Source organism: Lysinibacillus sp. DFXJR4 (assembly GCF_057196045.1).
Genome location: NZ_JBXUNW010000012.1, coordinates 1 through 22,829, shown reverse-complemented (window position 1 = coordinate 22,829; position 22,829 = coordinate 1). Strand labels below are relative to the sequence as shown.

Here is a 22,829-nt window from a genome sequence, read left to right as displayed (position 1 = left end):
TCAAATAATGGAAGATTTAAAAAAGCAGAAAAACTTTGTTATATAACAATTATCTGATACCTTGGGAAATAACCAAAATAGTAAAAAACGGCTTGAAAAAAATTTTTTAAAAATGAGAATTATCTGGAATATACAGGGTATTGTTATGGGAAAATCATACAAAATACAAAGATTGGACATATTAAATTGTAAGGTTTAGACCATAATCTTGTATTTAATGGGTAGAATTTATACAATAAAAATAGTGGTAAATTGAAGGGAAGTGGGCAAATAAATGAAAAAGAAAAATATGATGCTTGTATTGATACTAGCATTAAGTAGCATTTTAGCTGCTTGTGGTAGCTATAAATTCGAACCAGAAATGAATATAGAGGTACAGGATTTTTCAGTAACAAATCAACACAATGAAAAGGTGAATCTAGAGAATTTTAAAGGTAAGCCATGGCTGGCGATGTTCATTTTTACAAACTGTAATACCATATGTCCACCAATGACGTTTAATATGACAGAAGTCCAAAAAGCGCTAAAGGATAAAGGCTTGGAAGACTATCAAATTGTAGCTTTTAGCGTTGATCCAGAAGTTGATAAACCAGATGTGTTAACGAATTATTTAAAAACATACTCAGTCCCGGATGAAAGCAAATGGCAGCTATTAACTGGCTATGATCAAAAGTTTATTGAACAGTTTGCCATGAAATCGTTTAATTCACACGTTAAAAATGATCCAAATTCTGACCAAGTTATACATATGGGAAGATATTACTTAGTCAATGCAGACGGTACAGTTGTTAAAGATTATGATGGCACAACAGATGTACCAGTTGATACAATTGTGGCAGACATAAAAGCTCTATCAAAATAAATGGTTTATATTACAATTTAAAGATATGGATAACTTTGATGGGGATGTCCCAAAAGAATTTTTATCCAAAAATGAATAAAAAGGTGAATGACAGAAACGTTGATAAATCAATGTTTCTGTCTTTTCAATTTCCTGTGATTTTACTCCAAAAGACTGTGAGACAGCACCGTATAATTTGAGATAGAGAAGTGCTATCTAAAAAATTAATTGAAAGGGGAAGAGGTAATTTATATAGGGAGGTACCTGACATTACTTTAACCCCGTCCTAAATCTAGAACGGGGTATATTGTTTCAGCTTTTTATTAGTGAAATTAGGCATTTTCTCAAAATGTCAGCCTGTAATCTAAAGTCTGATCTTAACCTCCGTACCATCCTTAGCTTTGACATCTACAAGCACGGTACCTTTATAATTTTTCAGTTCCTTAACAATAGGTATTAGCATTTTTTTGTCTATTTGTGGTAAGGTAAGGTCTAATTTTTTTCTTTCGGAGTATTCTTTGGTCCATCTATTGACATACTGCTGAAAAAAATTAGAAGACAAAATAGAAAGAACAATGTTTAAAATAGCGTATGGAACTGGGATAGTAAACCGAATATCCTTTGCTTTTACTTTTACATGCATCATAAGCAACACTACTCAATAAAGACTGCAACGGAATCCCCGTTTGCCGATTTAATATCAACAATTTGTCCATCTAATTCGTTTTCGATTGCTTCAATAATAAGGTTTATGTCTATATCCTTCACATATTTTTCCGACTGTGGAATACTCGCTGCAATGCTATGTCCAGCCATTAATACTACCTTAACAAGTTTGATAGGCAAATTGACTGTGACGTTATCATTTTCTGCTGAGACAACACGGATTTTTAATGTTTTATCTAAATAGCTAGTAGTTTTTTCAAAAGACTTATTACTTGTTTCTTCTTTCTCTTGTAATGCTTTAATGAGTTCCGATCCTTTATCCGCATCAATTTTTCCTTCTTGAATCATTGTTAACACTCTTGTAATTTCCTCTTTCATGATAAATTCCTCCTTATTCTTTTAAAAGCTTAATGGCTTCTTCTGGTGTGATTTCACCATTTTCCAACATGGTTACAACCTTTTTCTCATCTACTTCATTTTTCTTCTTTTGTACATAGCCAAGGGAAGAAATGATGTCAGTTAGCTTACCTCGAACCGTTGGATACGAAATCCCTAGTTCCTTTTCAACATCTTTAATATTCCCTCTGCATGTTAAAAATACCTCCACAAAATGAAGCTGATCCTTTGACAAAGTTGCCAGCTTCGATAATTCAAACTCATTTTCAATCGTAGTGTGGCAATGGGAACACTGCAACTTTGTAATTTTCAATGTTTGACTGCAGACAGGACAATTTGTAATTACTTTATAAGCCATAATGAGATTCCTTTCTTTTGATTAATTTGATTATACAACAAGGAATAGAAAATTAAAATAATAATATTTAATTTTTTAAAACCAAAAACTCAATAATGTTAATAATGAAATTAATAATATTGAATTTTGTTACTCGGAATGTAGGATTCCAGATTTTGAGTTGCTAATTCAAATGAAGAACTAAAAAATAAAGAGAGGGAATAAAAGTATAGGGTTGAAAGCCTGATCCGAATACATTTCAGGTGAAATAAACGAAAAGAACGTGTTTGAAATATTTCAAACACGTTCGATAATATTATTTTTATTTTCGTAAAATTAGATTCGGAACTATACGAATATAAAAGATTTCCCCTATAATTTCAACAATGGTTTGTGTGACAATAATGGCGGCTACCAATGTATTTAAATGATTCGGTAATGATAGGGCTAGGGGAAGAACAACAAGTGAATTACGTGTAGATCCGCTAAAAATTAATGCTCTACCAGACTCAATATCAAGTTTGAACCATTTCCCAATTAATTTAGAAATAAACGGCATAATAATCATAAAGGCAATATAAATGGGAATGACCCTTATAATCCAATCAATGGATGTAGATAATTTTCCTATTTGAGATGAAACAATAATAAAAAGAGTTAACGCCATAAAAGGAACAGGTAGCCACGCAGAAAGATTAATTATTTTATCCCCTGCAGATGATTTCTTTGCAAATAATTGGAGGGCAATAGCTAGTAGTAGTGGTATAATAATAAGTTCCAAAAATGCCTCTAAAAACGGCTGTGGTTCAACGATATTAGCTGCTTCATCACCAATGAATAACCATAAATAGAAAGGTAGTAATAGCATTTGAGTGATGAAGAGGATGGGTGTAGAAACAAGCATAGCTTTTTCGTTACCACGCCCGAGTGCCGTAAATACTATCACATAATCAATACATGGTGTAAGTAATACTAAATAGACACCAAGTAATAAAGGTGGATGGTCTGGTAATAGCATTGTTAACAGCCATACAATAATAGGGACAGCAATATAGTTGACAGTTAGTAGAGCCCCAATAAAACGTCGGTTAGAAAATGATTCTTTTAAAGATGTAAAGGGGATTTGCGAAAACATACTATACATTAATATAGCAATTACAAATGAAATCGTAACGTCTAACTGCTTTCCTATAGTAGGTGTAAATAATCCTACTACTACTGCTAGCAATAAAACAATTACATACAGGAAAACTTGGTTATTTTCTAATTTTTCTCTTGCAATCATTGTTAGAATAACTCCTATTTTATTATCAATTAAGTAAGGGATTAAAATTATACTAAATTAGCAAAATTCCAATACAAGGGTACCATATCATATTAGTTAAAACTAGTTTGGAAATACAAGAGAAAAAAGAAGTACAATTCAATAAAATTAGCACAAAATTAAATAGGCATGGCGGTAACTTTATCCACCATGCCTATTTTTTTAAAAGACAGAAGATTAGAAAAATAATAGGCTTTAAAAAACAAGTTAACCTTCATTGGGCTAACTTGTTTGATGAACAAGGGAAGTGCTAATCGTTTTTTTGAAAAGTACTTGGCATTACAACAAGAACTACTGTACCTCGAGCACATAGAGTATCTTGTGCGTAAACTTCGGTTTCAACCTTCCATCTTTTCGGATGAATTTCTTCAACAGTTCCAATAGCTCTTAATGGGACATGTTGTGGTGTTGGTTTTAGAAATTCTACATTAAGGTTAGCAGTTACAAATCGAGGTGGCTCTGCTCCATCACCAATTTCATGTCCATTTTTACGATGCAAAGCAAGGGCTGCAGATCCTGATCCATGGCAATCAATTAATGATGCGATTAAACCACCGTAGATAAATCCAGGAATACCCATGTATTTTGATTCAGGTGTATAGATTGTAATAGTTTTTTCACCTTGCCAACCAGTTCGAAGATGATGACCATCATTATTCAGTCGGCCACATCCATAACACCAAGCGAAATCATCTGGATAAATATCTTGAATCGCTTTTTCTACTATTAAATCTTTCATTCTTTCCTCTCCCCAGTACTCTAGTATTTAATGTTTTCTAAACGATTGTTAATCATATAAGTATAAGTAATTATTTTCAATTCATCAATAAAAATCTAAATATTCTTTCTATTTAAAAGAGTGTTATTTAAAAGAGGTAATGGCTTGGGGCTAATAATTCTCTTGTATAGAGTAAAGGGGGCTTTTGTTAAACCTAAAATCCAATTATGGTCAGTTGGGTATTTTCTTGGAGAAGCAAACTTGTATTTTTTAATCCATTTATTAGAAATTCTATTTACTCTAGGAACCCGAAACAATTGGCCCTCCCACAAAATTGCAAAAGTTTTATTTGTTGCGGATGGGAAGTTTGGTTCCAAAAGAAGGGGAACCAGTACAGCTTAGTAATTCATATATGTTTTTCTTTTTATTGTCAAATTTATTGTGCATTATTAAAGTAGTTAAGAATTATTTTATTAATTTCAGATTACTTGCTTGAACCTTAATGGGAAATACTCTTATAAATATCAAGCATAAGTAAATCAGATATTTTAGAGTGGTAGCCATGTGTACTAGAAGATAGCCTTACTGCTAATGAGAAAGAAAGATACACTTGAATAAATTCGAAACAATTTTTTGTCAATTCTGGTTATTTGCAATATTGACAGAAATACACCAGCGTGGTTTAATTTAATTATTAAACAATTATTTAAATGTTTAAATATTATAGGAAAGGGAGATGATAATATGACGTTAAATCTTACATTCAAAGCGCTCTCCGACCCGACTAGACGTAAAATTCTTGATCTGCTTATGGATAAGGATTTAACGGCTGGGGAAATAGCCGATCATTTTCAGATGACAAAGCCTGCGATCTCTCATCATTTGGGCTTGCTTAAGCAAGGGGATTTGGTATGGGACGAAAGGCAAGGGCAGCATGTTGTTTACTCAATTAATACTACTGTATTACAGGAAGTAATGAAGTGGTTTATGCAATTCAATAATAACAAGGGAAAGGGAGAGGAACAATTATGAAAAAGTTTTGGTTTCCGGTGTTGCTTTTCATTATATCTGTGTTAGCAAGTGGATGGAGCTACCCACAGCTTCCTGAAAACATTATTTCCGCTTCAAAGTATCAACATGATTCTACCGCTACTCCCAAAGAGTTTATTGTGAGCATGATTCCAGTAATGATCTTTTTTATGCTTGTCTGTATGGCATTGATCCAGAAGCTTGGATTGAATAAAAAAAACCCGCGCTCCGTTGGACCGGTTAATGCGATTCTGAACGGCGTCATTCTTATCCTCCTGCCAGTTCACGGTCTGGTATTGGCCTATGGCATGGGTAATCCATTTAACGTGGATATCATTGCTCCTCTAGTTACAGGTGCTGTGTTCATTGTGATCGGTAATTTTATTCCGAGAGTGAGAGGGAATTTAGGATCCAGCCTGGCTACTTCCGTATACGATACCAATAATGGAATCGAAATTCGCAAGTCTCACCTTTTCATGGGTCGGGTATATGTATCAGGTGGCTTCATCATGCTAGTTAGTACACTCGTGCCTGGTGGAGCATCTTTACCAATCTTTATTACACTGCTGTTACTTACTGTAATTATCTCAATTATTGGGTATTACACAAAGTTGCAACACGTATAAGAAACCTGCCCTGAGATTATTAAAAAAGTTCATGCCTTCAGTTATTTTAAAGTGTACCCTGTAGTGTAGACCCCTAAAAAAGTCTACCTTCAGGGTATATTTTTGTATTATTAAGAAACTCAACTAGAGAAATACATATAGCGTTTTCTTCGTTTGCGACTAGGTTTAGCTCTTTATCCGACTTAACATCTTTCTTTTAAGAAGAGGCTTAAAATGGAACAGAAGGATTTATACGAGGTATTAAAGATTTATTATAAAGAGAGAATCGATACAGGAATGGCTACCTTTCAAACAGAGGTGCCAAGTGAACGTTAATGGGACGAAGGACATCATGTAAAATTGCGTTTAGGCAGGGGTTTGGACACTCCAATCATCTATCTTTGCCAATAATACATCAAGTATTCTATTACATAAAAAGATGGGCTTTAGAATTGTTTGTACGAGAGAAAGAATTGTGTGACTTTAAGTATATCTTTGCCGAATTGGCATTGTATTTTTGATGAAAATATACTTAATAATGGAAACAATTAAAAAGAAATAATTTCACCGTCTTCAGGAATCAATACTGAACCATTTATATCCTGTTCCTTAAGAAAATCGGATAGTTGCTTTCGGCTCAATTTACAGTGGCTAATAGTATCTAGATGCACTGCAAGTAGCTTAGTTTTCGGAGATAGCTGAGCAATGCGAGCAATATCCTCGCGTGTCATTGTAATAATATTCCCCATATCATTTCTGCCTCTAAGGCATTCAAAAGAGCAACATCAGGCGATAAATCTCGAAAGGTTTTTTCAATATTTGGTGTATAAATACAGTCACCTACTATATAAATAGAACCTTCCGACATCGTATTCAAGTAAAAACCAGAAACTGTCCCGAGTATCTTACCAGTAATGCCAGGAGCATGCGGTCCCTCAATTCTCCTCATTTGAATTCCTTCCCATTCAGAATAGTCATTAATTGCTATTATTTTCTTGAATCCAGCTTTTTGAACAAAGCTTTGGTCCCTAAGGCTACAAAATACAAGAGTTTCCTTATTCAAGATGGATATAGATTTCGTATCCCAATGATCAAAATGACGATGTGTTAGAAGGATAGCATCTACATCTTCGAAAATGTGAAGTGAAACAGTCAATGAAGTCAATGGATTTCTGCGATAATTTCTAGTGAAAGGGACAGGTGAAAGTTTACCGGCTTCACTCAACATCGGAACAATCAGTAGTCGTTTTCCATTTATTGAGATAATTGATGTAGCATGTCGAATATGCTGTACTGAAATGGGCATAAAAGCATCTCCTCTAAACAATTTAGTGACTACAAAAATAAATTCGTATGTATCTTCCAAAAAAACATATTTGTTTTCTTTTCAAAAATATATGAACCTAGCGTTAAAACACAAGTGAAAAATTGCAAGCCATCCAAAACAGTTTTGGGGTTCAGTTCAACTTTGTTCAAAATGAGATTAATTTTTAGCAGTAAAATCAATTAAAGTATAGCTTTTTTGATCAATTTTTTTATTAAACTAACAAAAATACTTGCAACACCAATTGTAGTACTGTATAGTACTAATTATGACAAAGGTAAAATTAATGAATCAAAAACGTGTAATTGAAGTAGCTGCAACATTATTTTTAGAAAAAGGGTTTGCTTATACAAGCATGGATGAATTAGTACGTGTAAGCAAAGTTTCAAAGTCTAATGTGTATTATCACTTCTCTAATAAGGAAGAATTGTTGGAAGGGGTCGTTGATTATTGGATTGAAATGTATCAATCTGCAATAGATGACTTACTAGCTCAAAACCATTTATTAGTTGAAGATCGTATCCAACTGTTTTTAAAGCAAATATCACAAGGAGTTCAGACGAGAGAATATAACGGGAGCTGTCCATTTATTACGCTTTATATTCAAAGTCCTACAAATGCCACAAAAGTAAAAGAAAAAATAGGTCTTTTTTTTAAAGGCTTACAAACGAAAGTTTCTCTATTCCTTCAACAAGGGGTAGAGAATGGTGAATTTAGAAAGACAATAAATATTGACGAGGTTGCATCTCTTTTTATTACAAATCTTGAAGGAGCGCTATTTATTTCAGAAACACTGGAGGATGCAACTGTCATCATGAAAACAGCAGATCATTTGTTTAACTTGCTTCGGTAAAAGAAGCATTTTTTTTACATCAAATTAGTACTACACAGTACTACTAGGAGGATTTTTATGAGAACAGTATTTTTAACGGGTGGAACAGGTTTTATTGGAAAGCAATTAGTGAAGGAATTAGTCAAAGAGGATGTGAACATTCTTCTTTTAGTGAGGTCGAAAAGTAAAGCAACACACATTTTTCAGGAAAGAGGCATCTTAAAAGAGGAAAATATGCACTTTATTGAAGGTGATTTAACGAAAATAGACTTAGGTCTAAGTGCTGAAGATAAGGAGTTGGTATTGAAAACGGATGTGATTATTCACGCAGGAGGCTCCATGGATATTCAAGCGACAAACAAAGAGGCAACTTCTGTATTTTTGAATGGCGCCAAACATATTAGTGAATTCGCTAAAAGTATTCATCAATTGAAGGGCTTGCAGCAATTTATTCATGTTGTAGGTTATATGAGTCCCTTTGATGATAAAAATAGCAAGATTGCAATTGATGTGTTTAAAGAAGGAAACAATTATTTGAAAATAAAAAATCCATATGAGAAAACAAAATTTTTAGCAGATCTTTATATCCGTCAACAGGCATCAGCAGTAGGTTATCCGCTGTCTGTCATTAATCCGCCAACTGTGGTTGGTAGTAGTAAAACAGGGAGTACAGAGCAGATAGCAGGATTAGGTTTGCTTGTGACAAGTATGCGAAGAGGGCTCTTGCCAGTGATTCCTGGAGGTAAGGGATATAGGTTGCCACTGATTTCAAACGATGAGTTTGCGAAGTTTATTGTGCAGGTTTTCAAATTGGAGCAGCCGGCTATTCAAACATATACACTTGTTGATGACAAAGAGAACGATCCGAACATTGCTGAATTATTAAGTGTTATGTCGGAAAGTATGAATATGAGGGCACCAAAAATCTCTGTTCCAATGCCACTTATGAAAACAATAATGAAAAGTGGAGTAAGTAAAATAGCAAACATTCCTTCTGATGGACTGAATTTTATCACAAAACGAACATTTTCAAATGGTTCGGTGAAAAACATGAGGGGGGGAGATTGGTTTAAGAAGATGAGTGTCATGAACTTTTTCCCTGCCGTAGTAGCTGATCTGGATTATCGATTGATGTATCAAAATGGTGAGCATCATCATTTATTTGAGCGAACATTATGCGATAACAATACCCTTTACCAATTACAAGGAGAGGGGAAACCGTTTATTTTATTACATGGTTTATTGAGTGATGGAGAGGATTTATTTCCTTTAGCGCACGAGCTTCATGAAAAAACTGGTCAACCTGTATGGATCTTGGATCTTCCAGGTTTGGGACGTTCTCCTTTTAAACGCGAGAAAAATCTTTTAAATATCTATTTGAATGTATTAAAAAAGTTATTGGAGAAAGCTACTAACGGCGCCCATCTAATTGGCCATTCATTTGGTGCGTATATTCTTTTGGAAGCATTAGTACAAAAGTACATAGATAAGAAGTATACAATTACTTTACTTCAGCCACCTATTGCTAAAAAAAATGCTAAATCGATATATGTTCCTCAATTTATGAACAAATGGACATTGAAATTGGCAACTACTAATTTGATAGAGCGATATTTATTAAGTAATGGTTTATTTGAAAGTATAGAGAGCATCCCTGAACATTATATTGAAAAAATAAGTAAAAGTTTTACTTCTCCTAGAATTTTAAATACTACCGTTCAGCTTAACACTTTACTATCGAAAAACGTTCAAGGTGATTTCAATGAAGTAACAAAGTATAATCTTCACATTATTTGGGGGGATTATGACAGAGGCTATTCTGCTCCTTCACATCTGGGTAAGGTTGATTTTGTTCCATATGGTCATCATTTTCCTCTTAACCATCCGAGTGAAACGGCTAATTTGGTAATAAAAAATAGTAGTACTAGCAGATGAGAGTGTGGGATAAATAAAAAGCATGTAGTAAGATCGTTGTGTCTTTGAAATAAAGTCGCCTTGTGAAGAAATATACTTAAACTGGCAGTATGGAATTGACCATACATTAGTCCAATATCTTCTCTAGTTCACATACCCATAACTTGGCTATATGTAACTAGTTCAGCAGCAATGCCACCGGGTGCGTTCGTTGAATAAGAAATATAACAACTTATTATTCATTTTTTAAGGGATGTATAATTATTGAATGTAAATTGAAACAACTTAAAGAGCTTTGCTACTTCTTATAGATTGTAGTAAGGCTCTTACCTTTTTAATTAAAATTAAATAACTTTATTAATTCAAATCAGAAGAAGATTACAAACATTTTTATCTCAATAAAAATAATTACCTTTAACTCAAATAACGGCGTCTTAGTAGAAAAATTTTGAGATTTTATGTTGTCCTTCCTCCTTTACCTAAACATTTTTATCTGCTTATACATTTAATAAAGTAAGTCATATTGATTCTATGACTAACAATGAGTATGGGATTAAATTATTGATAAGGAGGCAATTAATTTGAAATTTTTTCTTATTCCACAAACGGGCCAGATTGTTGAGGAACGTTTTCAATGAATGTTATTGTTGAAATATAGAGTTAGATAAAGATTAACTCCATTTTGATCAATCTTTTTACAAAATGGAGTTTTTGCATTTGCTGATAAATAAAGTCTGAAGGTAACTTTTTGATCAATCTGTATTCTAAAGCTACATACTTGTTTTTTATTTTTTATTTGTAAGTAAATCTTTATTTGGTTGGGAAAATGAAGAAAGGAGGTGAAATAATCCAGGTAAAACAATTAACATACCAACAATCGCATATATTTGACGCGTACTTAAATCTAAAAATGTTGAGGAAGCAAACAATATCCCTAATGGCATGGTAACTCGAATGAATAGTAATCGAACTGCACTTAGTTGGGTTAAACGATCTCTAGGAGCTTCACGCTGAAAAATTGCTGCACTTTGAGCATTGAATAAAGGAAATACCATTCCTCCAAACAATTCACACACCCATGCAATAGGAACTGAATTTACAAAAAACAAGAGTACGAAAGAAAGACCTCCTCCTATTAAACCGAGGTACATAGTTTGATAGGTTTTTGGTAACTTCGTAAGTAGTACCATACCTACAGCATAACCGACTGGGAAAGACCCAGAAAAGATCGCATATTCCCAAGAATGACCATTAAGGTCTCCTCGTATAAAAGGAATACTTAAAACCATCGTTGCTCCAACCGCAAATTGTACCGTGGAAGAAAGAATGGTAAGTCGAAAAAGATTTGGATATTTAAAGAATGTTCGATAGCCTTCCTTCATTTCTGCCCACCAAAATTTCTTTGTCCAAGTTGCCACTTTCTTCTTACTTGATTGAGGGATACGTGAAAGTGCGAGAAAGCTGACGAGGAACATTACAGATGAAAACCCATATATAAAATGTATAGGACTGACCAAAAGCAATAATGAAGTTGCTCCAGGAGCGATAAAACTCATAAGTCGAATAGTTCCATCTAGTAATGCATTTGCTTCGACAAGTTCTTTCTCTTTACAAATTTCTGGTAGAAGCGAGAAAGATAGACTTGCGTAAATTGGTTGCATCAAGCCTAACAAACATTGTAAAACGACTAATCCTAAAATGGTTCCCACGTCTGTACCAATTAAATAACCAACAAGTGGAAGGATGTAGGCTCCAGCACGAATCAATTGTATGTTTTGAAGCATTTTCTCCTTCACAACATGGTTTAGGAAAGGCGCACTAATGCCTTGCAAAATTAAAGAGGGGATAAAATATACAAGCCAAAGTACACCCATCCATTCCCTTGAACCTGTCAATTCATAAAGTAACAATCCATTAATGATTCCTCCAGCTGCTCCACCAAATTCGGATACAATTTCACCTATCCAAAGTGCTTTAAATGACTTAGAGAACTTATTCATTTGTGAACCCCCAGGTACTGAGTGAGTCGTCCAGAAAAAGCGTTAATCTGCGTTAGATTTGCTGAATAGATACCTTTATCAACACGAATAAACTTTGCTGCTTTCAATATAGAAAGTTGGTGATGTAGTGTTGTTTTAGATGTATTAAACTGCACGCTCAACTCTTGAAGTGATAAAGGTCCCTTTAGAAGTTGATAAAGCAATTTCAATCGAAGTTCATCCCCTAAGGCCTTATGACCACGAATTAACTCATTTGATGGAACACCAGGCTCTATCAAATATTCTTCCTTTAAAGGATAAAAGAAAAGTTTAGTATCAGGTGTGCGTTTTTCTAAGATCCAAGGACGATAAGATACGTGTGGAATTAATTTGACATTCCAGACAGAAGGTTCAGGGAGATACTTGATTCCACCCGTAATTCGTTCGATTTCCTCAATAGGATTTGTTATATCCAATGATTTGTATTGTTTCTGTTCAAAAGCAAGCGCATGAGTCCATTTTTCCCATTCTTCTTGTTGACTTACCCACATGTACCACTCAACCAATGTATTGTTGAATAGGTCACAAATTTCTTGTTGTGTATAACGACTAAGATTACGCACATACCCACCTAAGTAATCGTGGTCTTCAAAATATGTCGAATACTTCTCAAATAATTCACCTCGATGATGTTCAGTGGCTGTCGCTTTTCTTATAGGCTCAGTATTCCGATCTTTGTACGGCAAAAGTATGTCATAAAAGCGAGCAATTGGAATTTCTGAAAGTTGATTCGAAAAATCTTGAACAGATAATGCAGATAGTTTATCTTGAAGCATAATCAGTCCATACCATAAATTGGTCTCCTCAATTACCTTCAAATGTTTTAATAATGATGAAGGCATTGAATCTTGCTCTGATATCCACTTTTCATCTAAATCGAATGTATGTCGAAGTTGTCCATGTGTGTACCCTGCAATACCAAGTATCACTTCCCAAACAGGTGAGGATTCTACTTGTAAGGAAATGCTTTCAGCTGGATATGGAGAATAAAGGTGTTTCATAAAAGAGCCTCCTTATTATGTATTTCCTACATTCTAATATATTGGAATTTTTTATTCAATAAATTTGGAATTGAAATTTCTGCTTGCTCCCTTGTAACAAAATACTTCCTTTTATTGAAATCTTAAAAGGGAGATGTTTACAGTAATAAAAGCCCGTATTTTAGTTATTCCATTAAAGGGCGCTATTCTTGTATTCGAGAAGGTGTCCTTGTTGAATTGGACCAGTTCAAGTTTTTGAACAACACCTAGATATTTTTATTAAAGTTTAGAAGAGATATATGGTTGACACTATAGGATTACAAATGTAATATTTAATCATAGATTACATTTGTAATATTAAAGGAGGTGTAATTCCATAAGATGAAGGAATTACCTAAAATATCTGAGGCTGAATTGGAAGTTATGAAAGTCTTGTGGGTGGAATCACCTCAAACAGCGAATGAAATCATTGATAGGTTGGAGTCAACAACGGACTGGAAACCAAAAACCATTCGAACACTTATTAACAGATTAGTCCAAAAGGAAGCAGTTTCTTATCATCAGGAAAAGGGACGTTTGTATACATATTATCCTTTGGTGTCGCAGGAAAGTTATTTGCAAGTAGAAACAAAGTCTTTGCTGAAACGATTCTATGGCGCAGCCTTTAAACCTTTACTTGTAAATTTTTTGAAGGAAGAAAAGTTATCTTCAGAAGACATTAATGAACTCAAACGTATTCTCGATGAGAAGGCTGAAGAGAATCGGAGGAAGTGATAAGGAAAAATGATTGATATTGTTTTCGACACCTACCTGCCTCACCTTTTTGACTGGGTGATAGAAACGTCTATTATGGCAAGCATATTAGTGGGTGTCATCTTATGTGTCAAGGTATTACTGAGAAACCGGTTAACTCCAAGATGGCACTATCTACTATGGATGATTTTAATAGTGAGACTTATACTTCCCTGGTCACCAGGAAGTTCCTTTAGTGTTTATTCCATTCTATTAAATGGTTATGAATCAATTGCTTCTGAACAAAGCCAATCCATTAGCTCCTCAGAGCAGCTACATGAAACAAACAATTTGTCTAATCTAAAGGTCGTTACAGATGACGAACGCTTTGATACTCCTACCTCACCTACGATAGTGGAAAGCAAGAAAGAGACAACGAATAGTAATGGCAAACAAGAGGAAGAGCCACTTTCCATTCAAAGCATTGCCTTATACATTTGGTTAACAGGTGTAATTCTATTAGGTTTCACAACTTATCTTGCGAATAGACGATTACAGCACTATATAAAACAACAACCTGTTATAACAGATGAAAAGATTATCAACATTTTTGAAAACTGTAAGAAATCAATGTCTATTCAGCAGAATGTCCCTTTGCTTTTAGCTGGAAAAATCCCAAGTCCAACAGTGCTTGGATTCCTTCAACCAAGAATATTACTCTCAAGTGATCAAATCAATCTTCTCAATGAACAGCAACTACGACATATTTTCCATCATGAATTAGCTCACATAAAACGAAGAGACGTCGGTATTAATTGGCTTATGCATTTTTTACTAATCTTAAATTGGTTTAACCCGATTATTTGGGTTGCTTATGTTTGTATGCGAGAGGATCAGGAACTTGCATGTGATGCGTACGCTCTCAGCTTTATGGAGGAAGAGGAAAAGGTACCATATGGATATACCATTATCAGTCTTTTAGAACACTATAGGAATTATTATCCGGTGCCTAGTTTAGCCAATTTAAGTAAAAATAAAAGAATATTAAAGAGGAGAATCCTTATGATTAAAAAATTCAAAAAGAAATCTTATCGCTGGTCAGCACTTGGTATCTTGGCGGTGGCTGCTGTTGCATCAGTTTCTTTACTGAATGCAAATGCAGATGGGTCGAGTGAAAAACAAATAAAAGCGAACACAGATGGGAAAGCAAAAATAGAAACAAAAACGGAGACAACTGTATATACACCGCCAAAACATAAAGAAAATTATGATGAAATGACTGAAGAAGAGATTCTAACTAAAATGATTAACACAGTAGATTATTTTGAAACCGCAAGAGGTGAATATAAAATTCATTACGATTTTAGTCCTGGTTATGAGGTAGTTAAATATGATATTAGTTTAAAAGTGGAACCAGGGGGATATGGTAAAATAACATTTAATACAGGTGAAATTTCTTCTCAAGAATTTTATAAAGATGGAACAGTGTGGTCCCTTAATGATTCAGCAAAAACCTATATAGAATCGCAAGTAATGGGAATGGAAGAGAACTTAAAAAAAGGAACTACACTAACATTAGAACAAGCATTTTCAACTGCCCCTGATGGAAATCCCTTATCCATTTATAGAGAAAGATCCCCATTTGGCTTGGCAAATGCAACCTTATTTCCCTATGAGATTGCCTCTAACTATACAAGAGATTTAAGTAAATGGGAAATAGAGAATCAAAATGAAGAATTACTCGGTCATAACACGCTTGTAATAAAAGGGAATATAAACCATAGGGACGCCAGGTCATTCCGGTTTTGGGTGGATAAAGATACAGGAATATTAGTGAAATATGAAACTTATGATGCTAAAGGAAAGCTCGTTGATTATCTGCATCCTACAAGCCTTGAAGTGAATGTTCCAATTGATACAAAGAGATTTACCCCGAATTTGGATGACTATAAAAAAGAAGAACTGTGGAATGGCCCAAAAATAATTACAGGAAATATCGATGAATACATTCCTGAAGAATTAAAGGAACAATGGGAGGAAGCTAAGAAGAAGCCAAACGAAACAACTATTTTACATCAAAATGATACATGGTATATCCATGCGAAAAAGGGATACTTAGTTGATACTATAGAAGTCAATGGTGAGGAAGGGACATTACTATTGGCTAAAGCTTCACCTCAAAAATCTCAATTTACTTTCCAAGCCTTAGCACAGGGGTATAAAATAGATAGTCTTAAAATTGCTGAATAATTATTGGCATACGATACAAAACAATCAATTTTTTAAAATTCTTCAATCTTCTGCAATCGGGCGCTTTCCTGGAAACACGGAAAGTGCCTTTTAGATTAATTAGAGTTCATAACTATCACTATTTTTTTATATCCTTGTATGAAAAAATCTTTCATTGAACATAATAGAATTTAGAATTAATAGATTTTTAGGTGGGAGAGTGAAAGACACATGTTATTATCCGAAGCATGGAAAAGGTATCAACAGGATAAAAAAATTGAGGGATATTCATCGCTTACATTAAAAACATATTGTTTTCAATACAATCTATTATTACGATTTTTTGGTGATATTGATATGAACGAATTTAATACAGATAGATTAAAAGAATATTTAATACGATCAGGAGACCATTTAAAGCCTTCTAGTTTAGGACATAGGATTCGTTGTGTTAAATCATTATTTAGATGGTCACATGAAGAAGGTTATACTCTAAAAAATCCTGCAGCTAAATTAAAAGAGCCGAAATTAGGTAAAAGGATTCCTAAATTTCTCTCAGAATTAGAGATAGAACATCTAAGGGAAGCTTGTCAAACAACGATGGAGAAAGCACTATTTGAGTTTATGTATTCAACGAGCTGCCGTATACACAATGTCTTAATTTTGTTGAATACTGTGAAAATACACCAAAAGTGGTAGAGTGTCATCGTATAAGTGGGGAATATAATTACTTAATAAAAGTAGTAGTTGAATCTACAAAAGAACTTGAACTATTTGAAAATGAAAGTATGAAATATGGTAACTCCACTACACTGTTTCTCTTTCCTCACCTATCGACTATAAGCCATTGTTTCCCTCACCCGTGGTGCTAAAAGATTAAAATATGTATAAAATCAGTTAAGACCAATACGTTTATGATAGGTTTCTTCTTATCCTTATGAATAGGCTCTTTGAATCGATTATTGATAAATAAAAATCTTAGAGCAAAAAACAAAATTACGTATGGAAAAATTGAAGAACTAATAAACTAGCGAAAGAGAAGAGTCAAATGGAAGAAGAGTTGCTACTGGAAAAATTGATTAATAAATTTACCAAAAGCAATCTAAACTTGCAGTTCCTTACTACAAGAGATGTGGTTTATCCGTTCGAAGGTGATTGTTGAAGACCTTCAATACATTATAGTGTCTACTATATCAAGTACAGTTTAAAATTTGGCTGCTATATTACGAACCCAGCCATTAGAAACTACTCAGTTATTCCATTATAGGGCGCTTTTCCGTAATAAGGAAAGCGTCTTTATTCATGAAAAGGGCCCTATTATTGAAAAACATTTTTTAACGATAGGCTCCAAAACGACGCTTGGGGACGTTCCACTACACCTGTTAGGTGTTTTTAATAAATCTAAAAGGCTATACATAAAAAAATTCCTTTTTTCTTCCCTTTTATCATGAGTTACATGAATAAAGGAAGTTCTATTTTGAAACGTAATCGCTACAAATGTTCACTTAAAAACATTTTTTGCCACATGGAGAAATTCCTTAACTGCAGGAGAAGCATTTGCAATAGAATGACAGGCAAGTGATACTTCACGGCTGTTTTCAATATTTAGTTTGCTGATTTTTATGTTTTGCTGTGTCTTTAAATATAATTCTGGACCTATCGTAACGCCAAGTCCTTCCTGTACCATATTAGCGATGGTTGTACAGTCGTGTACTTCAAAAAGAATAGATGGTTTAATTTGCGCTTCTGCAAATAATTCCTCAACATGTGATTGGTACATCCCTGTTGGCATAATAAAGGATTCATCCATTAAATCATTCATTTCTACTGTTTCTTTAAAATGGAATTGATGATCAGGGTGATAAGCGACTACCATCTTGTCTTTAATCAAAGGAACTAAATCGAAATTTGGATTTGATTTTCCTTTTACTACAAATCCAATGTCAATAATGCCTGAACCCAACCATTCTGTAATTTCCTCATAGGTTCCTTCGTAAAATTTAAATTCTATTTTAGGATGTTTTTTCCGGAATTTCACAAGTAATTTAGGCAATAAGCAAGAAGAAGCACTTGCAAAAGTGCCGATACGAATAATACCTGTTTCCAAGCTTGTCATAAGTGCAATTTCTTGATTAATGACTTCCACTCTTTTCAATATTTCTCTAATATTCGGCAGAATTTTTTGCCCTATTTCTGTAAGTGTTATTCCTTTTTTTCGATCACGAATTAATAAAGAAACTCCCCATTCAGATTCTAAACTCGCAACTGCATGACTCACGGCTGATTGAGTCATATTTAATATTTCAGCAGTTTCTGTAAAGCTTCCTAGCTCGACTACTTTTGCAATGATTTCGTAGCGCACAATAGTCATGAGTAAATACTCATCTCCTTTATTAAAAACATCAATTTTACTTATATTAACATGGGACTTAAAATAAAAACAGCAGTTCAAATATAAGGAGATGTACAAATTGAAAAATAATATAAATCAACTAATCATCATACTTTTAGCTTTAGGAGCTTTTGTAACAGGAACAGCAGAGTTTGTTGTTTCTGGAATTTTAGAACTGATTTCTTTCGAATTAGATGTTTCAATTTCAATGGCTGGTCAGTTGATTACGATTTATTCCTTATCTTATGCTATTGGAGCATTGGTATTGGTCATGCTAACGTCTAAATTGGACCGTAAGAAAGTGCTTTTATGTGCCATCTCTATATTTATTCTAGGAAATCTAGTTGCATTTTTCAGTTATAATTTCGTCATTCTTATGTTATCCAGAGTTATTATGGCGATGAGTGGAGGGCTGTATATTGTTATTGCCACCAATTATGCCGCTCAAATTGCAGTTCCAGAAAAAAGAGGTAGTGCTATGGCAACAGTCATTACAGGTTTCACGGTTTCATTAGTACTTGGAGTGCCTATTGGAACATTTTTAGCTGGATATTTTGATTGGCACTATATTTTCTTGATCATTGTGCTTGGTACAGTTTTTTTAATGATAGGACTATATAAATTACTACCAGCTATAAAAGGAAACCAAACGCTGCCATTTACACAACAGCTACAAATCATGAAAGATAAACGAGTCCTTACGGGTTTAATGACAACGATCTTTTGGATTTTAGGATATACTATGGTGTTTGCCTACATTGCTCCATTATTAAGTCATACTGCTGGCTTTTCTATTGAAATGACAAGTATCGCTTTATTTGTTTTAGGCACTTTTGCTTTTATTGGTTCACGCTTTGGAGGATATGCGGTAGACAGATGGGGACCTAATCGAACAATATCATTAAGTTTATGTGTTCATATCATCTCTTTATTTGTACTAGCATTTACACAGTATAGGGCAGTGGGTGTATTTGTCACACTAGCTTTTTGGGGAGTAGCAACTTGGACAACGACACCAGCAAAGCAATTTTATCTGATTTCACTAAAACCACAATCCTCTGAAACAGTACTCAGTTTTAATACCGCCTTAATGAATGTGGGAATGATGCTGGGCTCTGCATTAGGAGGAATCATTATTCAATATACTAATATAGAAAATTTAAGCTGGATTGGTGGATTATTCGTTATACTCGCACTTATTTTTATCAGATGTTCTTTCTACCTAAATAAAAAAGTTATGAAGCACCATCGACTTTAATGAATTAAAAAGTAATTTCTAAACTCAACTGCCTTGAAATTCAGTTGGGTTTTTATTTTTTTAATACTCTTCGATATTTGGCATTTTATAAAAAATCTTGTTGAAGGTTATGGAAGGGGGAAATAATCACCCACATTTGCAGTTGCGAAGGGAGAGGAAATACATGTTAGAACGAACGTACCGAATGGCAAGTTCGCTGTGCATTTTACCGCCTTTTGTAAACGAGTATTGAAGAAGATAACAAGGAACTTTCATTAGAGTATGACTAATGAGTATAGGATTTAATAAACATCTTAGTTATTCCATTAAAGGGCGCATTTCTTTAATAAGGAATGTATCTTTTCCGTTTAAGGGCCAGATTGTTGATTAACATTTTCATTGGATATTATTGTTGAAATATAGAGCAAGATAAAGATTAACTCCATTTTAATCAATCTTTTTTCAAAATGGAGTCTTTGCATTTGCTGATAAATAAAGTCTGAAGGTTATTTTTTTATGGATCGAAGAATTAAAAATGACAACATGCATAGAGTGTTACTGCTCTCATACTTGTTGTCATCAATCTGAAGTGATCAAAACAAATTGATTAATTATTGATCACTAGTTTAAACTTTGAGCATTGTTATTTTCTTTAATCATTTCTTTTTTTTATATTTGCAATAAATACACCTATTAAAGTAATTAAGCCCCCAGTTACGGCAGAAAATTGTGGAACTTCACCAAGCCAGATCCATGCGATAAGAAATGCAAAAACAGAGGTTAAATAAAGTGTACTTGTTGCTTCAGCTGCTCCAGTTCGTGAGGTAACATAAGCTAGAGTAAAATAAGGAATGATTGTTGGAAAGATTCCAAGATACAAAATGACTAATGTTGTATTTAACGGGGCATCCATAATTGCTTCACTTAGGCCAGGTGAGAAAATTAGCATAAAAAATGTACCTGACCAAATTGCGTACATCGTAAAGGGAGTAGCCCCATACTTTTTTAGATATCGATGTTGAAAAACAAAATAAATACTTTCTGAAAGGGATGCTATTAAAACGATAATAATCCCTGAATTAAGCGAAGAACTTTCATTTGAACCTCCAACCGAAATAAATGCTACACCACAAACACCAATAAGTGAACCAAGCCATCCCCATAATCCAAGCTTCTCACGATAAAAGAATACAGCTAGCAAAGCAGTGAATATAGGAGTTGTGGAAACAAGTAAACTCGCAATCCCAGCACTAATCGTTTGCTCTCCATAATTTAGTGCTACTTGATACACGGTGAAACCTAAAAAGCCAAGTAATAAAATAATGGGGATATCTTTTAACGCAGGCAAAGGAGTTTTTGTAATAACTGCTATGATGATTAAGATGAATGATCCGACTAATAATCGTAATAGTGATAGATGTTCAGGTGAATAGGCTGACAATGCCACTCGTATTCCTGGAAACGCCGATGCCCATAAAATGATTGTTGTGAAATGAGCAGAAATAATCTTTACATCTAATGTTTTTAACATAAATACACCTCGTTTACTTTTATCATCCAACCAATTAAATTGATGTTTTCAATATTAATAGGATTTTGATAAAATTTCTCCAACAGGTTAAAATGAAAAAAACCAACCAGTCAGAGGAGGGTGTACATATGAAAAAACCAAAATATCAATTGATTATTGATTTTATAAAAGAAAAAATTGCTAAAGGGGAGTGGGCGATTGGAAGCCCCATACCAAGCCAACGTAATTTGGCAAAACAGTTTGAGGTTAATCGTAGTACAGTCATAACGGCATTAGAGGAACTAATGGCAGATGGGCTACTAGAAGGTAAGGCAGGGAAGGAAACAATCGTCACCAATAATACTTGGACTTTGATGGGGGCAAAATCATCGACTAACTGGAATGAAAACGTCACTTTAGGCATTCATAAACCCAGTGTATCTATGGTGCAGGAGATTAACGAGGCAGAATCGAATACGAATCTTATTCAATTGAGTAAGGGGGAGCTATCACCAGAAATGTTCCCCTTAGAAGAGATGAAATTCATCGTTCAAAAGATATCGAATCAATTGACCTCGTTTGGCTATGAAGAGCCGAAAGGAAATATAAATTTACGACAAGCCATTAGTGACTATTTAAAGGTAAGGGGTATCGAAGCATCACCTTCGTCCATTCTCGTAGTTTCAGGTGCGCTCCAAGCTTTACATTTAATTTCAATTGGATTACTAAAAAGAGGTTCTACGGTATTGCTAGAGATGCCGTCCTATCTTTACTCGTTGACTGTTTTTGAGTCTGCGGGGATGGAGTTGCAAGGATTAGCGATGGACAAGGAGGGGCTAATCATCGATTCAATTTATTTGACAAAGGAAAAAGGAAAAAATATTTTATATACGATTCCAACCTTTCATAATCCTACAGGCGCCTTAATGCAAGAAAAGAGACGAGAGAAATTAATTGCCTATTGTGAAAGAGAGCAGCTGCCAGTTATAGAAGATGATGTGTACCACGATTTATGGATTGATAACCCACCACCTAAACCACTAAAAGCAAGGGACCTTTATGGAAATGTATTATATGTCGGGAGTTTATCAAAAACCCTTAGTCCAGGATTACGAATTGGCTGGATAGTTGGCTCAGAGTCAGTTATTAATCGATTAGCGGATTTAAAAATGCAATCCGATTATGGATCAAGTACTCTTTCCCAGCTCGTTGCCGCAGAGTGGTTATCTAGTAATTTCTATGATAGTCATCTTGATAAAGTAAGAGAACAACTTAGGGTTCGTAGAAAAGTTGCTTTAGATGCACTGGATAAATATTTGAGTCCTTATGCTACGTGGGACATCCCAAAAGGTGGATTGTTCATATGGGTAAAAATAAAACCCGAATTCAAAGTAAAAAGGCTATTTGAAAAAGCATTTTCCAACAATATTCTTCTAAATCCTGGTAGTATTTATGCTGAAAAGTCAGGACAGTTTATACGAATCTCTTATGGGTATGCTTCACTCGATGAAATAAAAGTAGGCATCTTCAAATTAAGTGAAATAATAAAAATGAAATAGATATAATACTTTAATTATCTAGTGAATTAAATCGTTCTCTGAATTTGAAATAAAAACAAATTATTAAATATTAGACAACACTAACGTCGCATGAATTTTGATTGAATTTTCTGTTTTCAATTTCTTGCGTTTTTAAGAAATTGAAAGACACTTAAACAAAAGTAG

The 22,829-nt window shown here is 34.1% G+C and carries 22 protein-coding genes and 1 pseudogene; 12 read left to right on the top strand and 11 right to left on the bottom strand.

The window, feature by feature from the left end:
* Nucleotides 1-274: 274 nt before the first annotated feature.
* On the top strand, nucleotides 275-862 hold the full coding sequence (locus AC2CGN_RS18850; RefSeq protein ID WP_484515534.1) for an SCO family protein: 588 nt from the start codon (nucleotides 275-277) through the stop codon (nucleotides 860-862).
* A gap of 343 nt (nucleotides 863-1,205) precedes the next feature.
* Here AC2CGN_RS18850 and AC2CGN_RS18845 read toward each other — a convergent pair whose 3' ends face one another.
* From AC2CGN_RS18845 to AC2CGN_RS18830, 4 genes are all read right to left on the bottom strand, one after another.
* Nucleotides 1,206-1,487 carry a hypothetical protein gene (locus AC2CGN_RS18845; protein WP_484515533.1) on the bottom strand — a complete coding sequence of 94 codons (282 nt, stop codon included), beginning with the start codon at nucleotides 1,485-1,487 and terminating at the stop codon, nucleotides 1,206-1,208.
* A gap of 8 nt (nucleotides 1,488-1,495) precedes the next feature.
* On the bottom strand, nucleotides 1,496-1,885 hold the full coding sequence (locus AC2CGN_RS18840) for an SHOCT-like domain-containing protein (protein WP_484515531.1): 390 nt from the start codon (nucleotides 1,883-1,885) through the stop codon (nucleotides 1,496-1,498).
* Nucleotides 1,886-1,898: 13 nt separating this feature from the next.
* Complete coding sequence (locus tag AC2CGN_RS18835; RefSeq protein WP_286925120.1) at nucleotides 1,899-2,261, bottom strand: DUF2089 domain-containing protein; 363 nt, start codon at nucleotides 2,259-2,261, stop codon at nucleotides 1,899-1,901.
* 301 nt (nucleotides 2,262-2,562) lie between these two features.
* Nucleotides 2,563-3,525, bottom strand: a complete 963-nt coding sequence (locus AC2CGN_RS18830) for an arsenic resistance protein (RefSeq protein ID WP_429981913.1) — start codon at nucleotides 3,523-3,525, stop codon at nucleotides 2,563-2,565.
* A gap of 107 nt (nucleotides 3,526-3,632) precedes the next feature.
* Between AC2CGN_RS18830 and AC2CGN_RS18825 the strand changes: the two genes are divergently transcribed.
* A complete protein-coding gene (locus AC2CGN_RS18825; RefSeq protein WP_484515528.1) occupies nucleotides 3,633-3,818 on the top strand; it encodes a hypothetical protein in 186 nt (61 codons plus the stop codon).
* Here AC2CGN_RS18825 and AC2CGN_RS18820 read toward each other — a convergent pair.
* A complete protein-coding gene (locus tag AC2CGN_RS18820) occupies nucleotides 3,815-4,303 on the bottom strand; it encodes a PaaI family thioesterase (protein ID WP_429981912.1) in 489 nt (162 codons plus the stop codon). The two genes, AC2CGN_RS18825 and AC2CGN_RS18820, sit on opposite strands and share 4 nt — an antisense overlap.
* 723 nt (nucleotides 4,304-5,026) lie before the next feature.
* On the opposite strand from AC2CGN_RS18820, the gene AC2CGN_RS18815 reads away from it, so the two are divergent.
* Together AC2CGN_RS18815 and AC2CGN_RS18810 are read left to right on the top strand one after the other, a co-directional pair.
* Nucleotides 5,027-5,314, top strand: a complete 288-nt coding sequence (locus AC2CGN_RS18815) for an autorepressor SdpR family transcription factor (protein WP_283868106.1) — start codon at nucleotides 5,027-5,029, stop codon at nucleotides 5,312-5,314.
* Nucleotides 5,311-5,937, top strand: coding sequence for an SdpI family protein (locus tag AC2CGN_RS18810; RefSeq protein ID WP_429981911.1), 627 nt, complete (start codon nucleotides 5,311-5,313; stop codon nucleotides 5,935-5,937). The genes AC2CGN_RS18815 and AC2CGN_RS18810 overlap by 4 nt, the downstream gene beginning before the upstream one ends.
* Before the next feature lie 527 nt (nucleotides 5,938-6,464).
* Here the strand turns inward: AC2CGN_RS18810 and AC2CGN_RS18805 are convergent.
* Complete coding sequence (locus tag AC2CGN_RS18805; RefSeq protein WP_484515525.1) at nucleotides 6,465-6,647, bottom strand: hypothetical protein; 183 nt, start codon at nucleotides 6,645-6,647, stop codon at nucleotides 6,465-6,467.
* Nucleotides 6,644-7,222: an MBL fold metallo-hydrolase gene (locus AC2CGN_RS18800; protein WP_484515523.1), complete on the bottom strand. Its 579-nt coding sequence runs from the start codon at nucleotides 7,220-7,222 to the stop codon at nucleotides 6,644-6,646. The genes AC2CGN_RS18805 and AC2CGN_RS18800 overlap by 4 nt, the downstream gene beginning before the upstream one ends.
* Nucleotides 7,223-7,526: 304 nt before the next feature.
* On the opposite strand from AC2CGN_RS18800, the gene AC2CGN_RS18795 reads away from it, so the two are divergent.
* A complete protein-coding gene (locus AC2CGN_RS18795; RefSeq protein ID WP_286925234.1) occupies nucleotides 7,527-8,093 on the top strand; it encodes a TetR/AcrR family transcriptional regulator in 567 nt (188 codons plus the stop codon).
* Nucleotides 8,094-8,150: 57 nt separating this feature from the next.
* A complete protein-coding gene (locus AC2CGN_RS18790) occupies nucleotides 8,151-10,007 on the top strand; it encodes an alpha/beta fold hydrolase (protein ID WP_484515521.1) in 1,857 nt (618 codons plus the stop codon).
* Between the two features lie 764 nt (nucleotides 10,008-10,771).
* Here the strand turns inward: AC2CGN_RS18790 and AC2CGN_RS18785 are convergent.
* Both AC2CGN_RS18785 and AC2CGN_RS18780 read right to left on the bottom strand, forming a co-directional pair.
* Nucleotides 10,772-11,986, bottom strand: coding sequence for an MFS transporter (locus AC2CGN_RS18785; protein WP_484515519.1), 1,215 nt, complete (start codon nucleotides 11,984-11,986; stop codon nucleotides 10,772-10,774).
* Nucleotides 11,983-13,026 carry an ArsR family transcriptional regulator gene (locus AC2CGN_RS18780; RefSeq protein ID WP_484515517.1) on the bottom strand — a complete coding sequence of 348 codons (1,044 nt, stop codon included), beginning with the start codon at nucleotides 13,024-13,026 and terminating at the stop codon, nucleotides 11,983-11,985. The genes AC2CGN_RS18785 and AC2CGN_RS18780 overlap by 4 nt, the downstream gene beginning before the upstream one ends.
* 360 nt (nucleotides 13,027-13,386) lie before the next feature.
* Here AC2CGN_RS18780 and AC2CGN_RS18775 point away from each other — a divergent pair, with 360 nt between their 5' ends.
* The 4 genes and pseudogenes from AC2CGN_RS18775 (at nucleotide 13,387) to AC2CGN_RS18760 (ending at nucleotide 16,838) form a co-directional block, all read left to right on the top strand.
* Nucleotides 13,387-13,779 carry a BlaI/MecI/CopY family transcriptional regulator gene (locus tag AC2CGN_RS18775; protein ID WP_484515515.1) on the top strand — a complete coding sequence of 131 codons (393 nt, stop codon included), beginning with the start codon at nucleotides 13,387-13,389 and terminating at the stop codon, nucleotides 13,777-13,779.
* A gap of 9 nt (nucleotides 13,780-13,788) precedes the next feature.
* Nucleotides 13,789-15,987, top strand: a complete 2,199-nt coding sequence (locus AC2CGN_RS18770) for a M56 family metallopeptidase (RefSeq protein WP_484515513.1) — start codon at nucleotides 13,789-13,791, stop codon at nucleotides 15,985-15,987.
* Nucleotides 15,988-16,197: 210 nt separating this feature from the next.
* Nucleotides 16,198-16,632 (top strand): annotated as a pseudogene (locus tag AC2CGN_RS18765) (tyrosine-type recombinase/integrase); the annotation flags it as partial.
* Between the two features lie 26 nt (nucleotides 16,633-16,658).
* Nucleotides 16,659-16,838: an Lrp/AsnC ligand binding domain-containing protein gene (locus AC2CGN_RS18760; RefSeq protein ID WP_484515511.1), complete on the top strand. Its 180-nt coding sequence runs from the start codon at nucleotides 16,659-16,661 to the stop codon at nucleotides 16,836-16,838.
* A 629-nt stretch (nucleotides 16,839-17,467) separates the two neighbouring features.
* Here AC2CGN_RS18760 and AC2CGN_RS18755 read toward each other — a convergent pair.
* Nucleotides 17,468-18,337 carry a LysR family transcriptional regulator gene (locus tag AC2CGN_RS18755; RefSeq protein WP_484515509.1) on the bottom strand — a complete coding sequence of 290 codons (870 nt, stop codon included), beginning with the start codon at nucleotides 18,335-18,337 and terminating at the stop codon, nucleotides 17,468-17,470.
* A 91-nt stretch (nucleotides 18,338-18,428) separates the two neighbouring features.
* Between AC2CGN_RS18755 and AC2CGN_RS18750 the strand changes: the two genes are divergently transcribed.
* Nucleotides 18,429-19,616, top strand: coding sequence for an MFS transporter (locus AC2CGN_RS18750; RefSeq protein ID WP_484515508.1), 1,188 nt, complete (start codon nucleotides 18,429-18,431; stop codon nucleotides 19,614-19,616).
* A 631-nt stretch (nucleotides 19,617-20,247) separates the two neighbouring features.
* Here the strand turns inward: AC2CGN_RS18750 and AC2CGN_RS18745 are convergent.
* Nucleotides 20,248-21,126 carry a DMT family transporter gene (locus AC2CGN_RS18745; RefSeq protein ID WP_484515506.1) on the bottom strand — a complete coding sequence of 293 codons (879 nt, stop codon included), beginning with the start codon at nucleotides 21,124-21,126 and terminating at the stop codon, nucleotides 20,248-20,250.
* Between the two features lie 128 nt (nucleotides 21,127-21,254).
* Here AC2CGN_RS18745 and AC2CGN_RS18740 point away from each other — a divergent pair, with 128 nt between their 5' ends.
* The gene (locus AC2CGN_RS18740; RefSeq protein WP_484515504.1) at nucleotides 21,255-22,664 is read left to right on the top strand and encodes an aminotransferase-like domain-containing protein; all 1,410 of its coding nucleotides are present in this window, start codon (nucleotides 21,255-21,257) and stop codon (nucleotides 22,662-22,664) included.
* The last annotated feature ends 165 nt before the right edge of the window (nucleotides 22,665-22,829 follow it).